Origin of the sequence: Streptomyces sp. NPDC006372, assembly GCF_040612515.1 — a bacterium.
GTDB lineage: Bacteria > Actinomycetota > Actinomycetes > Streptomycetales > Streptomycetaceae > Streptomyces.
In genome coordinates this window covers 116,663-129,793 of the sequence record NZ_JBEXQJ010000006.1, presented here as the reverse complement: position 1 = coordinate 129,793, position 13,131 = coordinate 116,663, and the positions used below count along the sequence as shown (strand labels likewise).

The 13,131-nt window shown below is 68.1% G+C and carries 15 protein-coding genes; 11 read left to right on the top strand and 4 right to left on the bottom strand.

Features of this window, described 5'->3' with window-relative positions:
• Positions 1 to 26: 26 nt before the first annotated feature.
• The 4 genes from ABZ016_RS13375 to ABZ016_RS13360 form a co-directional block, all read right to left on the bottom strand.
• Positions 27 to 935 carry an FAD-dependent oxidoreductase gene (locus ABZ016_RS13375; protein WP_356916699.1) on the bottom strand — a complete coding sequence of 303 codons (909 nt, stop codon included), beginning with the start codon at positions 933 to 935 and terminating at the stop codon, positions 27 to 29.
• Positions 932 to 1,522, bottom strand: a complete 591-nt coding sequence (locus tag ABZ016_RS13370; protein WP_356916698.1) for an isochorismatase family cysteine hydrolase — start codon at positions 1,520 to 1,522, stop codon at positions 932 to 934. Before ABZ016_RS13370 ends, ABZ016_RS13375 begins: the two co-directional genes overlap by 4 nt.
• Complete coding sequence (locus ABZ016_RS13365) at positions 1,519 to 2,226, bottom strand: hypothetical protein (RefSeq protein WP_356916697.1); 708 nt, start codon at positions 2,224 to 2,226, stop codon at positions 1,519 to 1,521. The genes ABZ016_RS13370 and ABZ016_RS13365 overlap by 4 nt, the downstream gene beginning before the upstream one ends.
• 669 nt (positions 2,227 to 2,895) lie before the next feature.
• On the bottom strand, positions 2,896 to 3,651 hold the full coding sequence (locus ABZ016_RS13360; protein WP_356916696.1) for a GntR family transcriptional regulator: 756 nt from the start codon (positions 3,649 to 3,651) through the stop codon (positions 2,896 to 2,898).
• 378 nt (positions 3,652 to 4,029) lie between these two features.
• Here ABZ016_RS13360 and ABZ016_RS13355 point away from each other — a divergent pair, with 378 nt between their 5' ends.
• The 11 genes from ABZ016_RS13355 to ABZ016_RS13305 all read left to right on the top strand — a co-directional run bounded on the left by ABZ016_RS13355 (position 4,030) and on the right by ABZ016_RS13305 (position 13,094).
• Complete coding sequence (locus ABZ016_RS13355) at positions 4,030 to 4,641, top strand: hypothetical protein (protein ID WP_356916695.1); 612 nt, start codon at positions 4,030 to 4,032, stop codon at positions 4,639 to 4,641.
• A gap of 338 nt (positions 4,642 to 4,979) precedes the next feature.
• Positions 4,980 to 5,270: a hypothetical protein gene (locus ABZ016_RS13350; protein WP_356916694.1), complete on the top strand. Its 291-nt coding sequence runs from the start codon at positions 4,980 to 4,982 to the stop codon at positions 5,268 to 5,270.
• Between the two features lie 293 nt (positions 5,271 to 5,563).
• Complete coding sequence (locus ABZ016_RS13345; protein WP_356916693.1) at positions 5,564 to 5,908, top strand: hypothetical protein; 345 nt, start codon at positions 5,564 to 5,566, stop codon at positions 5,906 to 5,908.
• A complete protein-coding gene (locus tag ABZ016_RS13340) occupies positions 5,909 to 6,109 on the top strand; it encodes a hypothetical protein (protein WP_356916692.1) in 201 nt (66 codons plus the stop codon).
• Positions 6,102 to 6,272 (top strand): hypothetical protein, encoded by a 171-nt coding sequence (locus tag ABZ016_RS13335; protein ID WP_356916691.1) that lies wholly within the window; start codon positions 6,102 to 6,104, stop codon positions 6,270 to 6,272. Before ABZ016_RS13340 ends, ABZ016_RS13335 begins: the two co-directional genes overlap by 8 nt.
• 147 nt (positions 6,273 to 6,419) lie before the next feature.
• On the top strand, positions 6,420 to 7,292 hold the full coding sequence (locus ABZ016_RS13330; protein ID WP_356916690.1) for a hypothetical protein: 873 nt from the start codon (positions 6,420 to 6,422) through the stop codon (positions 7,290 to 7,292).
• Between the two features lie 41 nt (positions 7,293 to 7,333).
• Positions 7,334 to 8,440 carry a hypothetical protein gene (locus ABZ016_RS13325; RefSeq protein ID WP_356916689.1) on the top strand — a complete coding sequence of 369 codons (1,107 nt, stop codon included), beginning with the start codon at positions 7,334 to 7,336 and terminating at the stop codon, positions 8,438 to 8,440.
• A 267-nt stretch (positions 8,441 to 8,707) separates the two neighbouring features.
• The gene (locus tag ABZ016_RS13320) at positions 8,708 to 10,339 is read left to right on the top strand and encodes an FtsK/SpoIIIE domain-containing protein (protein WP_356916688.1); all 1,632 of its coding nucleotides are present in this window, start codon (positions 8,708 to 8,710) and stop codon (positions 10,337 to 10,339) included.
• A gap of 157 nt (positions 10,340 to 10,496) precedes the next feature.
• Entirely contained in the window at positions 10,497 to 11,501 is a 1,005-nt protein-coding gene (locus ABZ016_RS13315; RefSeq protein ID WP_356916687.1) for a bifunctional lytic transglycosylase/C40 family peptidase, read from the top strand.
• Position 11,502: 1 nt separating this feature from the next.
• Positions 11,503 to 11,775: a hypothetical protein gene (locus ABZ016_RS13310; protein WP_356916686.1), complete on the top strand. Its 273-nt coding sequence runs from the start codon at positions 11,503 to 11,505 to the stop codon at positions 11,773 to 11,775.
• 2 nt (positions 11,776 to 11,777) lie between these two features.
• On the top strand, positions 11,778 to 13,094 hold the full coding sequence (locus ABZ016_RS13305) for a hypothetical protein (protein WP_356916685.1): 1,317 nt from the start codon (positions 11,778 to 11,780) through the stop codon (positions 13,092 to 13,094).
• Positions 13,095 to 13,131: the final 37 nt, after the last annotated feature.

The window sequence follows — 13,131 nt, the reverse complement described above, 5'->3', positions numbered from 1 at the left end:
GCCGTTAGGGCGGTGGGCATCAAGCCTCAGCATGACTTCAGGACCGAGGCGTAGTAGGACGCGAGTACAGCTTCCGCCCCAGAGCCCTGAGCCGTCGTGACGCGTTGGAACTGGGCCGACCTCAAGTCGCCGGCGACCCGAATCCGAGGGTGCTGTTTGCCGGGAGGGCAGTAGCCGTCCTCGCTCGAGGCGAGGCCCTCCAAACCTGCTGGCGTATTGCCGAGGTTGTTCAACACCGTCTTGGCGACGTAGGACTTGCGCTCACCCTGTCGGTCCTTGACCTGCAAGCTCCACTCGTTTCCGTAGGCCATCGGCGACAGGACGACGTGAGAGACGGGCACGATGCGCACGCGCTCATCCCCCGCGACTTCGGCGATCTTGTAGTCATCTGCTAGCGGACAGAGGACATGCAGCGTCGTTGAGGAGTGCGGGTGGGTGCGGAGCCATGTTCCGAGGGGGCGGTCCCCTCCGAGGACGTAGGTCCGGCCTGCTAGGTCTGCAGGCTGGGTGCGCCACAGCGGAGGAACGGACAAACGTGCGGGAGCGCTGATCCAGTCGGCATCGGGAGGGGCCAAGACGGCCACGCCGGTGGCGACCACGATCAGCTGCGCACTCAGTACGCGTCCGTCCTCGAGTGCGAGCTCCGCTCGGTCGTCGTAGCCGGTGACGCTTGACGCACGGCCCTGGATGACGGAGCATCGGTCAGCCTGCTGTAGGCGGTCCAGGTCGGCGGAAAGAGCCTCAGCAAGTTGGGGGCCGGTCGACCAGTTGCCAGGGACGTTCTCCAGCGCCCCGATGACATGCAGCTTGCCGCCTACTGAGTCAGCCTCCACGATGACCGTTCGAAGGTTCAGGCTGGCCGCCATCACCGCGGCCGCCACGCCTGACGGGCCGGCGCCGACTACCAGCACGTCTGTCTCGTGCGGTGTGTTCATGCGTGGGCTCCTTGCGTTCCGCTGATTCGGGACAAGACAACCTCGCTCGTGATCAGCTGCTCAGCTCCGATGTTTCGGGAGGCGAGCAGGAGTGCGGCGTCGTGGTAGCGGGCGCCGCCGGTGGAGGCACAAGCGTCGGTGACGATCCACGGCCGGTATCCGGCCTGATAGGCGGCGACAGCGGAGTCGTATACGCACGCGTCCGTGTCGATGCCGCACAGCACCAGATCGGTCCAGCCCGCCTCGCGGATCGTCCGGGAGCCCTCGGGGGTGAACACTGACGCCTGGGGCTTGTCGATAATCGCGGCGGCGCTGGCAGCGAAGGGAGCCAGGTCAGCAACGAGGGCCTGTTCCTCGGGAGTACGCAAACGCGTCCATCCCGTGATCGTCTCGTACGGGGATCCGGGCTCGTTGTGGAACCGTGACAGCACCACGGGAGCGCCGGCTGCTTGCCAGCCCACCACCAGCCGAACAACCGCAGGGATGACTCCGCGGCTGTGCTGGTTGACAAAGCCCTGCTGCACATCAATGACCAGCAGCGCTGTCGATCGAGGGTCCACCCACTCCGCCTTCCACATGGCCGTCACGGATTGCTGTCTCGGAGAGCGTCCTGGGCGGCACGCAGCCGATCAGGAAGTTCGCTGGTGGCCAGGATGGCCTCGCGCATCACCCGGTGTTGGGCGGTCTCAGTGGGGCGCGCGGTAGTGAGCCGGAAGTACGCGCTGCGCAGAAAGCGCCAACCGTAGGCCGTCGGCATCACCGGGTCCTGGCCGTCTTCGATCATGTGCAGGATGTGCGACGAGAGCGCCCAGAGGGCCTGCACGTCGAGCTCAAGTGCCACGATCTGGCTCATGGTCAGAGCCCGCTCGTCCTGCTGCGGGTGATAGGCGACACCCGACCAGCCGACGACGCCGCGGGAGACTCCACCGTCGAATGTCACGGCCTCGGGGTGAGCCCAGCCGTCACGGAACTTGGCTTCCTCCACCCCTGGCCCGAGCGGTACCACATCTGCTGGATTCTGTCGGTTGACCAGCACTGATGGCGTAGCGAGCAGCTGGAGAGCCGTGTCCAGGCCAGCGCTTGACCAGGAATGTGTGCGGAGCTCGTAGGCCGACAGCACGTACTGCGGAATGAGCGACTGGGCGGGCCGGTCCTTGTGGTCGCCGTGACGGGCCAGCAGGTCGGCCATCTGCTGGCCCGCCCAGCTCGGTTCCTTCTGGTACGTGCGATAACGCCACAACGCCAACTCGGTCAACGACTCGAGATGGTGGTGTTCTTCGAGATGCACCACAGCGACACCGCAGGCGTATATGTGCACCGTCGACGACTGCGCGGAGTGGTGGTCAGCTGGCAGGACTCGCTGCTCCAAGCCGCCTGGCCCTGGCTCGCTTGGCGAACCCGCAGCGTAGAGGGGCGCACTGCAATCACCTAGGTAAACCGGCAAGAACTTGTGGGAGACGACCGTGCACGGTGCCGGACACGCTGCCGACTCGGCGGTGATGGGAGTTGCCGCTCCACGCAGCGCTGCTAGACGGAAGCTGAACGCCTCCTGCTCAGCAGGAGTGCACTGGAGGAGCGCCGTGTCCAGGATCTGTGCCATCTGGGGACGGCAGACGCTCGTCTTGTTCCGCTGCCAGTTCGAGACGGTCCGGGGGCTGATGCCGAGGCGACCGGCGAACTCGCGCACAGACGCTCGCATCACCGACCGCAACAGCAGCGCCTCCTCACCTGTCCACCTGTCCACAGCGATCACTACACACCCCCTTGGCGGTCACCTTCCAGGTATCAACGGCCCTATTGCCACGCAGTTGCTACACCACTTCCACGGTCAGACATCTCGCTCAAGGTCCCTGGTGCGGATGCTGTTTCTTGTTGATCCACACCCGCAATCCCGGCCGGAGGAACCATGGCGATCCCGGGCACACCCCAGTGCCGTGCCCGCGGCGAGTCCTGCGTGCCGTCAGGCATCGAACTCGTAGTCCAGAACGTACGAGGCGGAGTCGAGGGTCATCTCGTTGACCTCAACAACTCGCTGGTGGGCGTCGAAGGCTGTCCGGCATATCTTCAGGACAGGGCGCTCAGGGGACATGCCCAACGTTTGCGCTTCCTCAGCAGTGGGCAGCCGTCCGCGGATCTCCTCCCGGAAGCGAACCGGGCCATGACCGAGGTCAGCGAGACGAGCGTAGGTTCCTCCCGGCCCGGTGTCGGCCTGGGTGATCGCCGACCCTTCCACCAGGGCGTAGGGCAGGTACGAGGTGGCGAGCATGACTGGCCGGCCATCCAGGACGAAGCGCCGGGACCGGGCGCAGGCGGTCTCGCCGGCATCCAGGGCAAGCATCTCGGCAATGTGCATCGGCGGAAGGACCTCCTGTACGGAGACCTGGTCGACCGTCAGGGGGCGGTCTTCGTCAGCCGACCAGATCGACTTCCCGGCGCCCCACTGGTCCTGTGCCAGACGCTGAATACCGCGCCGCCGGATGGGGCGGAAAGCCTGAACGAACACACCCGCGCCCTTCCGGGACTCTGCGAGCCCTTCGTTGGTGAGCGCGCGCAGCGCTCGCCGAGCCGTCATCACGGCGACGCCGTACTGCGGTGCAAGGGCGTTCTCCCCCGGCAGCCGATCACCGGGTCGGTAGTCCCCACGCTCGATCGCAGCCTTCAGTTCGTCAGCGATCTGGAGGTATCTGGGCTGCTTAGCGCCCTTTCCGCCTGCCATGTGTCTCCTAACTTCGCTAGCGATCCTAAGGGCTTCGATGCTCAGCGTCAGCTACGGCCCGCGACTTACATAGCGAAGAAATATCTCTATCGAAGCACTTGACATCGATAGCGAGATTGCGCACCATCGTACTGCAACTTCGATATCGAAGTTGCGGAGGTAGTCGTCCGCCCTTCGGGGCGGCCGGGGTAGTCCTCGGGTCACCGAGGGCGCGAGAGCACCATCGAACTCCCCCGGAGCCTGACGGCCGCGACGACTGTGCACGTCGCAGCGCTGTGCGCTGTCTGTCCTGCGGGACGCCGGCCTCGTCCGTGTGGCCCGGAGGGCGGAGAGAGCATCGCGACGCTTCCCCTGCCGCTCCGTCCGTGAGGAGTTCAGATGTCTGCTTCGACCCTTGAGCGCACCGCCCGTCCCCGCCGGAGCCGGACCCGCTCCCGCACCGTCAACAGCCGCCCGGCGCTCGCCCTCTCCACCCTCAAGCCCCACCAGTACGACCTGCGCCCCGCCTGCGCGTCGCTGGTCTGCCCCGACTGCAAGACGTGGGTGCCGATCACCGGCCTCCAGACCAAGAAGCCCAAGGTCGTTCCGCACGATACGGGCCCGGCGGGCAAGGACGGGGCCGTCCGCTGCCGCCTGGGCAGCAACCGCCTGGTCACCGTCAACGTCACGGCCAGGAAATGGGAGGAGCGCCTGACGGACGGCAACTCGCAGACCGTGCACCGCCGCAGGACCACCGTACGGCGCAAGCCCAAGGACGCGGTCGCCCCGGCCGTCAGCCAGATCGCCACGCAGAAGCAGACGGCGCCGACGGGCGACGAGCCCGGCGACGGCCGGCCCCTGTGGCTGCTGCGCGAGATGAAGTGGGCGTCGACCGAGTCCGCGGTCCGTGACGCCGACACCCGCCGCGCGCAGATACCCGCCGGTGCCGCGCCTCTGGGAGCGCCGCCGGTGCCGCAGAAGACGCTCCACCCCCAGCGTCCCGCCCGGTGACGCAATCCGGTTGAGCTTGCGCTGCCCGTCGTCGACCGGCCCCGCTTCACTGCGGGTTCGGTAGTCGGCGGAGTGCGCAGGACGCACTCACGCGACGAACCCCCAGGGATTAGGCCCCTGGGGGTTCTTGTCGCAGGTCACCCTTCGCGAGAGGACGACCCACGGATGCCCAGCATGACAGCCCCCGTCCTGGGGAACAGGCGGCCGCCGCTTCCGGTGCGGCCTCAGCCTCACGAGCGGGATGGTCGCCAGCCCCAGCCCGGCGGCGGCCGGCCGCACCCGCAGCACACCGTCCGGCACGACATCGACCACCTCGCCTGCCTGATCGGAGCCGCAGCATGATGCCCACCACCATCTCCTTGCCGAGCACCGACCAGGAGATCGGCCCCCGCCGACCCGGAGCCGTCTACCAGAACGTCGACGGCCGGTTCGAGGTCCTGGCGCTCATCACCAACCCGCGCGAGGCCGCGAAGCTGCTGGGCCGGGGCGGCGCGCGGTGGGCGGTCATCGTCCGCGACACCCTGCGCCCCGACGGCCAGCCCTTCGCGGTCGGCTCGGTGTGGACGGACTCCGACTACCTCATCCGCCCCGCCAAGACGGTCGCGCCCGCGTTCGCGCCGGCTGCCTGACGATCCGCCACGGTCCCTCTCCCACCCACGAGAACGTCAGGGGGTGGGAGACGGGCCGTGGCTGGCCGTCCGGCCAGCCACACGGTGACAGCCCCGGAAGGTGAGAGTTCCGGGGCTGTCCGGTCATACAGGATTCGGAGATCCCCATGACCACAGCGATCATGACACGCTCTGCAGCCCATACGACAGGGGCTGCGGTCGATCCGGAGTACGCGTGCGACCGGTGCGGCAACTGGCACACCGGGCCTTGCCCGCCCAGTGCGCTCCGCCAGCTCGGTGACCTTCTGGCGCGCATGGTTCGCGAGAAGGACGCCGGTGTCCCCGAGGGGCGGCGGGTTCGGCGCACGCTCCAGGAGATGGCGCCCGGCTACGAGCGTCAGCCGGTCCTGACCCTGCACCGGCCGGTGATGGCCGATGACGCGTGCCCGCTGTGCGGCCGGTGGTCGTGCAACGGCAGTGACTGCCCGCCCTCCTCCCTCGCCCCCGTACCCGCGTCGCCCGTGACCGGCAGTGGGATGCAGTGCGATGTGTGCGGCGGCACGTTCGGCGCCGCGCCGTCGTCGCCTGCCGGGAGGCAGGGCGCCGTTCCGGCGCCCACGGCCTGGACGTGCAGTGCGTGCCAGAACAACGGCTACTGAATGGCGCACCTCATACAGGCGGCCCGGGCAGCGCAGCAGCGCGCGGCCCGGGCCGCCGCCGCGGTCGGCTCCCACCACCCCCTGGCCCGCCTGCTGCTCGCGGCCGCCGCGATGGCAGCCGCAGCAGCGTGGGAGGCGGGCCACCGCGTGAGCGACCTTCACCCGCCCCGCCGGCACCACGAAAGAGCACCCCGTGCCTGACGACCTGTACCAGCGCTACCAGGCTGCGCACCGCGCCCACCAGACGCACGCCGACGGCTGCACATCGTGCACCGACCACGCCCGCTGCCCCACCGGCGCGCGGCTGTGGGAGTCGTTCGAGCGGCTCCAGGACGCCTACCTGCAACGCAACCGCCCCCGCTGAGCCATCCGCTCAGCCGTCATCGCCACCTCTGGCGGCTGCCTGACCCGCCCGGCCCTCTGCTCGCGTGCCCCTCACGCCGAGCACGGGGCCGGGCGCGGTCCAGGGGAGCCGGACAGCGGCCACCAGTTCCGTCCGACAGGAGACGCCATGGCCAGCACCATCCCGTTACGCACACCCCTGGACGAATCCGAGCTGGCGCACCCGGCGCCGGCCGCCGCTTCGACACACGGCGGCGGCACGGCCGAGCGCGAGCGCACCGGAACCTCTCTCGCCCAGCAAGGAGTTGGCATGCTCGGTAACACCGTCACCACCATCACGGCCGACGAGCAGCGGCAGATCTACGAGCGCCTGCAGCCGCACCTGCCGCCGTATCTGCGGAAAATCGAGCCGCACCCCTCCGGCTGGGGCCTGCGCTTCGAGTTCGCCTCCTTCACCGGCCGCGAAGGGGAGCCGGCCCGGCCCGACGCCTCCTACGAGGACCCGCGACTGCGGTACGTCCCGGAGTCCGAGGACGCGACCGAACACCGGCTGCGCACAGCGGCCCGCCGCATCCTGAGCGACCTGTACGACGAGGCGCGCGAGGCATGGAAGGACGCCGCCTACGTCGCCGACCTGCGCCAGGCCGTCCAGGACGCTCCCCACCGCTGGAAGGCGTACGAGCGGGAGCTGAAGGCGCTTCAGTCGGCGTACGACTACCTGCGCACCCCGCAGGCCGGGCCCGAGTGGCCGGCCGCCATCTCCCGCCTGGTCGACGCGCAGGAGCGCGCCCTGGCCGCCGCCGCCGCGTTCGACGATCGAGCGGTGGACATCGCGCGCGTGCACGACAAGCACCTCTACGCCGACCTGAGCCACTCCGAGGCTCTCGCGAAGGCGGGCTACCCCGAGGGCGCGCACTGGCACGTCGGCAGCACCTTCGGCGGCTACTACAGCGGCTTCCTCGCGGAAGAGGTCGGCCGCCTCATCAAGCAGCAGGAAAGCCACGTCGCCAAGGTCGGCCGCCTGTCCGGCATGGGCGGCTGACCCGACGTCATCACCGGCATTTCAGCAGAAGGGACATCAACGTGCAGAGCATCAAGAACCTGGGGGCGAAGGCCTCCGCGCGCGGGATGGTGCTCACCATCCTGGGCGTCATCACCCTGGGCGTGGCCGTGCTGTCGGTCGGCGTCAGCTACCACATCCTCGAACCGCGGTTCGGGGCCTGGGCGGTGCCGACCGTCGCCGCGCTGGACGCCCTGTGGGTGGTCTTCCAGGCCACGGAGATCCTGGCCCGCAACAACCGGCTGCGCGCCCAGCGCGTGATGTACGCGGGGCTGGCCCTCACGCTCATCAACGCGGCCATTCCGACCGCTGACCTGATCGTGTCCGACCCGGGCACGTTCGACCTGGCCATGGTCCTCACCCCGGTCGCGATCGTCGCGACCAAGGGCGCGTGGTGGCTCGCCCTGCCCGCGCTCGGGCGGAAGGTCTCCGACGAGACGTCTCGGGCCATCGCCGAGCGGCGCCAGGAGGTCGCCGACAGGCTGGAGACGATGGAGGCCGACGCTGCCCACCGCATCGAGCTGCTGGAGATGGCCACCGCCCTGGAGGGGCGCGTAGCCAAGGCTGAGACCGCGTACCGCAAGTCGGTGCTGGCCGCGCAGGAGTCCATGACCAAGGACCTGCACAAGCAGGCCGAGGCCACGCAGAAGGCCGTCACGGAGAAGATCCTCCCCGCCAGCGTGGCGGCCATCGCACTGCCGGACCTCGACACCTGGACACCCACCGCGCCCGCCCTGCCCACCACCCGTGCCGCCCTGGGGCCGGGCGGCACGGACAGTCACGCAGGTCAGGACGCTGCCCCGTCCGGCCGTCACGGCAGCCGTCACGGCGGACGTGACGCCGAGCGTGACGCCGTCGCACTCGCTGACCTCGCCTCCGTGACGGGCGTGCCCACGCCCGAGCCGGGCGAGCAGCTCACCGACGAGCAGCTCGACGTCGTGCTGCGGCACCTGCGCTACCGCGACGACCCGCCCATGTCCTACCGCCAGGCCGTCGCCGCCTTCCGCCGCGCGGAGTTCGTCGGCAGCGAGAAGCGAGTGCGCCACGCCTGGGCCGCACTGATGGCCAAGGAGGGGACCGCCGAAGCCGAGGAGGCCGAGGAGGACGAGCCCGAAGACGCCGACGCCTGAGCTGACTCAAGGCGGGCGTCCGCCCCGCTTTCCGGCACCACCAGTGAGGGCCAGCCCGCAGACGCGGGCTGGCCCTTGCTGCGACTGCCGGAACCGCAACACGCAGTCGACCAGCGCAGATCCGGCGAGTGACCCGGCGAGCGGACCACGCGTTCGCAGACCCAGGGAGCAGATCCGGTGAGCGCTGAACGGGAAACCTCTGGAAATCGAAAATGTGTGCGGCTAGGTTCGCCGACCCGTTCATGATCACCCATGAAGGAGAGGGGTGTGGGAAAGAAGAAACAGCAGGCCAGCGACGACATGGCGGGCCAGGCAGCAGGCGCCATCGGCGCCCTCGCCATCGCCTTCGGCGTCCTCGCGGCCATCAAGGACAAGCTCGGCCTGTCCTGGCCGGCCACCGTGCTGCTCACCGCCGGAGCGCTGGTGGCGCTGGGCTACCTGGCCTGGCGGATCCGCACGGGCGTCATGCAGCGCTGGGCGCGCGAAGCCCAGCCTGCGGCGGTGCTGAAGCAGGAAGCGCCGCAGGCTGGGCTGGAAGAGCTGCAGACGGACGCTGAGCCCGTTGCCGCACACCCGGAGCTCACCGCGGCGCTGCGCACGGCGAGCGTCATCGGCGGCGACCAGGTGATCCGGGCCGATGAGGTCACGGTCGGCTCGGTGCAGACCGGCGATGTCTACGACTTCCTGGTGCCCAAGGGCCGCACGTACGAGGACGTGGAGAAGCGCCTCGGCACCGTGGCGGGCATGTTCGGGGTCACTCGCCTGCACATGACACTGGAGCGCAGCCGCGACAACGAACGCCGAGTCAAGCTCCTCAAGCTGCACGAACCCCCGTTCACCCGCCCCTTCCCCGCCCCGACCCGGCAGGAGATCGCCACGTTCACCGGCGGGGTGCCGCTCGGCCACGACGTGACCGGTCAGCTCGTCGGCGTGCCCACGTTCGACAAGGCATCGCTGCTGGTCGCCGGAATGACGCAGATGGGCAAAACCACGCTGATCAACGGGCTCATCACCTGCCTGCTGATCGCATACGGCGACTTCGAGCTGTATTTGCTCGACGGCAAATTCTGTGGGCTGACCCGATTCGAACCGATCGCCACCCGCTATGAGTCCTCCGACGATCCGGCCGTGTTCTGGGACATGGTCCGGGAACTCAACAACCGCTCGGACAAGCGGTATGCAGAAATCACGGCTGCCATTCGGAACCGGCAGCCTGCCCCGAAATTCAAGCCCGTCATCTTCATCGTGGACGAGGCGGCCGACTTCTTCGCTTCAGGCGCAACGAACGAAGAGAAGGACCAGGCCAAGCAGATCGCGGAAGACACGCGATCGCTCGTCTCCAAATCCCTGGAATCAGGCATCTCCACGGTGCTCATGACGCAACGCCCCTCCACAAACGCGATTCCGGTCATCGTCCGGGATCAGTTCCTTTACCGGCTGTGCCTGTATGTGGCGTCGGCGGGAACCGCCAAGGTCGCTCTCGGTGACACCTACTTCGAAACGGTTGCACCGATCAATCCGGCACTCCTCGACCCGGAAATCAAGGGTCAGGGCGTTCTCTTTGCCAAGGGGCGATCCACGCTCATCCGGGGATTCAATTTCGAAGACCAATTCATCTGGGACGTGGTCGACGAGGTCCACGCAACTCAGAAGAAGGCGCTCGAAGTGGCGCCGGACTCTCCACTGAAGAGAGCCATCAAACTGATGGAGGTCAAGGGTGCGCAATTCATGCCCACGGCCGAACTGGCTCCCGCCCTCGGGATCACGGAAGAGAAGTCGGTAATGCAGGGGCGGAAACTATCGGCTGCACTCGGAGTCCCCTCGGGCGGCAAGGACGAAAAGGGTGTGCGCGGCTACCACCTCGCCGACCTCGTCGCCGCCGCCAAGTCCGCTCCGTAACCCCCTTCGCATCCGCCGGAGCACCCGCCACACATCCGCCGGGCATCTGCCGCCCGGCGGATCCCGGCGGATGCCCGGCAGATCCCTGGCGGATACTCCGGCGGATGCGAAACACAGTCTGACCTGCATAACCACCCCACACCTCACGAAGGGAGGGATGACGCCGTTGAAGGCCTCCACAGCGGCCGTCGTGGGCATAGGAGCCACCGCGGCCGTGATCGTGGCCGCGCTCGTACAGGGCGCCGGCGACGACCCCGTCGGCACGGCGCTCAGCCTGGCCGTGCCAGCCGAGTACCAAGACCTGATCGAGGACGCGGGAAACACCTGCCCCGAAGTCAGCCCGAACCTACTCGCCGCACTGCTGACACAGGAATCGGGATTCAACCCGAAAGCAAAGTCGCCGGCCGGTGCGCAAGGGATCGCGCAGTTCATGCCGTCCACGTGGGAAGCTCACGGAACAGACGGCAACGGCGACGGAAAACGCGATGTATGGGACCCCGACGACGCGATCCCGTCATCGGCCAAGTACCTGTGCGCCATCGCCGAGGAAGTGAAAAACGTTCCGGGAAACAAGCAGGACAACATGCTGGCCGCGTACAACGCGGGCAGTAACGCTGTCCTCAAATACGGCGGAGTCCCGCCGTATAAGGAAACCCAGAACTATGTCAGTTCGATCACCGCACTTTCCCGCAAGAACACGGGGGGAGGCGGAACCACATCGGCGAGCCAGGCTGTCACCGCCGTGAATGCGGCGCAGGGAATGCTGGGCAAGCCGTATTCGTGGGGCGGCGGGAACGCAAACGGTCCCAGCACGGGAACCTGCTGCTCGCCCAAGGGGCGTTCCGGTAAGAACATCACCGGATTCGACTGCTCCGGCCTCACGCTCTACGCCTATGCGAAAGCAGGTATCAGCCTGCCTCGCACAGCGGCACAGCAATACTTCGCATCCAAGCCGGTGAAGCGAGACCAGGCGAAGCCTGGGGATCTCGTGTTCTACGGCTCCAGCGCCTCCGGAATACACCATGTCGGAATCTACGTGGGCGGCGGATACATGATCGACGCCCCTCGGCCCGACACCAAGGTCCGCTTTTCCTCACTGGATTCCATGAGCGACCTCTACGGATTCGCACGTCCTGTTTCGTCCACTCAGAAGGAGATCTGAAATGCGTAGCTTCAACCTCGCCAAGCCCGTCGACATGTCCACCGGCTTCAAGGACTTCTTCGACACCATCGGCCTGACCGGCGGCGGCCTGGTCACCAAGGGCGTCGCCGCCGTCATCGCCGTGATCGCCGTGCGGATGCTGCTGCAGTTGTCCAGCGACCCCAAGGGCGCCCTCAGGAAGGGCAGCATGGCCATCGGCACCCTGTTCGTCGCCGTGGTCCTGGCCCTGTACGGCGACACCCTCTTCTCCACCGTCACCGAAGCCAAGGGCTGACCATGCCAGACAAGGACCCGGACAACTGCGGCCAACTGGACGAGCCAGCACGGTCCTACTGCGAAGGCGACACAGGCGGAGACGGCGGCGGAGCAGACGGAGGCGGCGCCAGCGGTGGCATCACCGACGGCGCCGTCACCAGCGTCAAGGAACTCGCCAACAGCCTGATCAAGCACATCAACGAGCATCTGGCGCCAGGCAAGACGTGGGCGCCAGAGAAGGCCGACAGCGGGCTCTATGCCGAGTTTCTGTGGCTCGGCCAGCACCTGACTGTGGCCATCTTCATCTGTGTCGTCGTCGTGTGTGCCCTGACCGCGTGGCAGGGCGCACCGCGGCTGCGGCAGATGGGCACATCGACAGGCTGGGCCCTGGTGGCCGTCGCCGGCATGGCCTCGATCCCCGGGGCCGTGATGCTGCTGAACAAGGCCGTCAGCGCCGCGTTTAGGGCCGGATTCAACACCGATGAGTCCACCCTCTTCGGCGTCATCCAGCACGACTTGAAGCACGGCGCGGATGCGAACACCCCTCTGGGGATTCTCATCATCATTGCTGCTCTGGTGGTCGCCCTCGCCTTCTCGGCGCTGGTCTTCATGACGCGTCAGCTCGGCATCTTGGTGTTCGTGTGCATGGCGCCGCTGGTGCTGGCGTCGCTGGCACGCGGGGGCGACACATCGGCGGTGCGGGCATGGGCGGGGAGGTTGCTGGGGCTGATGTTCGCCCCCTTCGCCCTTCTGTTGGTTGCGCCCTTCGTGAAGTTCGCTCAGGGATCGCTTGTAGTCGACGCGGTGCTCCTGGTCGCGGCGGATGCACTGATGCTCCGGATGATCTTCCACGGTGTGCCCTACATCGGCCCGAGGATGGCCGGTGCAGCGCGGGCCCTGGTGGAGAGCCGTACCTATCACCCGCTGGCGCGGGCTGTCGTGCGGGCCGGGGCACCGACCGTCTACGAACAGGAGAACGTCCCGCGCGGTCCTCGAGTGGTGGACACACCGCGCCGGGCGGCCTCGCGGGACGGTGGGGTGCTGCTCGCTGCGTACGGCCTCAAACAGCAGCAGCGGCCGGGGCATCTGACCGCCGCGTCGATGGTCGCGAAGGCCCACCACGAGGCGCCCCGCAGGGCCCAGGCCGCTCAGGCCCGCCGCGAGGCATGGGCCGCCGCATCACAGCAGGTCTCCAACGCGCGGGCCGCTGGGGAACCGACACAGCCCCCAGCATCCAACGGCCCGGCCCCGCAGTCGGCACCGCCGGGCGCGGGACCGGCACGGCGACCGACCCCCGCCCCCCGGCCATCGGGTCCGACCCGGCCGAACAACCCGTAGAGGCCCGATCGCCTGGCCCCGGCACACCCGCTCCGCT

What these genes read in the sequence shown, in the direction of transcription:
- ABZ016_RS13375 (WP_356916699.1), bottom strand. Translation starts at nt 935, where the DNA reads ATGAACACACCGCACGAGACAGACGTGCTGGTAGTCGGCGCCGGCCCG.
- ABZ016_RS13360 (WP_356916696.1), bottom strand. Translation starts at nt 3,651, where the DNA reads ATGGCAGGCGGAAAGGGCGCTAAGCAGCCCAGATACCTCCAGATCGCT.
- ABZ016_RS13355 (WP_356916695.1), top strand. Translation starts at nt 4,030, where the DNA reads ATGTCTGCTTCGACCCTTGAGCGCACCGCCCGTCCCCGCCGGAGCCGG.
- ABZ016_RS13350 (WP_356916694.1), top strand. Translation starts at nt 4,980, where the DNA reads ATGATGCCCACCACCATCTCCTTGCCGAGCACCGACCAGGAGATCGGC.
- ABZ016_RS13345 (WP_356916693.1), top strand. Translation starts at nt 5,564, where the DNA reads ATGGTTCGCGAGAAGGACGCCGGTGTCCCCGAGGGGCGGCGGGTTCGG.
- ABZ016_RS13340 (WP_356916692.1), top strand. Translation starts at nt 5,909, where the DNA reads ATGGCGCACCTCATACAGGCGGCCCGGGCAGCGCAGCAGCGCGCGGCC.
- ABZ016_RS13330 (WP_356916690.1), top strand. Translation starts at nt 6,420, where the DNA reads ATGGCCAGCACCATCCCGTTACGCACACCCCTGGACGAATCCGAGCTG.
- ABZ016_RS13315 (WP_356916687.1), top strand. Translation starts at nt 10,497, where the DNA reads ATGACGCCGTTGAAGGCCTCCACAGCGGCCGTCGTGGGCATAGGAGCC.
- ABZ016_RS13310 (WP_356916686.1), top strand. Translation starts at nt 11,503, where the DNA reads ATGCGTAGCTTCAACCTCGCCAAGCCCGTCGACATGTCCACCGGCTTC.
- ABZ016_RS13305 (WP_356916685.1), top strand. Translation starts at nt 11,778, where the DNA reads ATGCCAGACAAGGACCCGGACAACTGCGGCCAACTGGACGAGCCAGCA.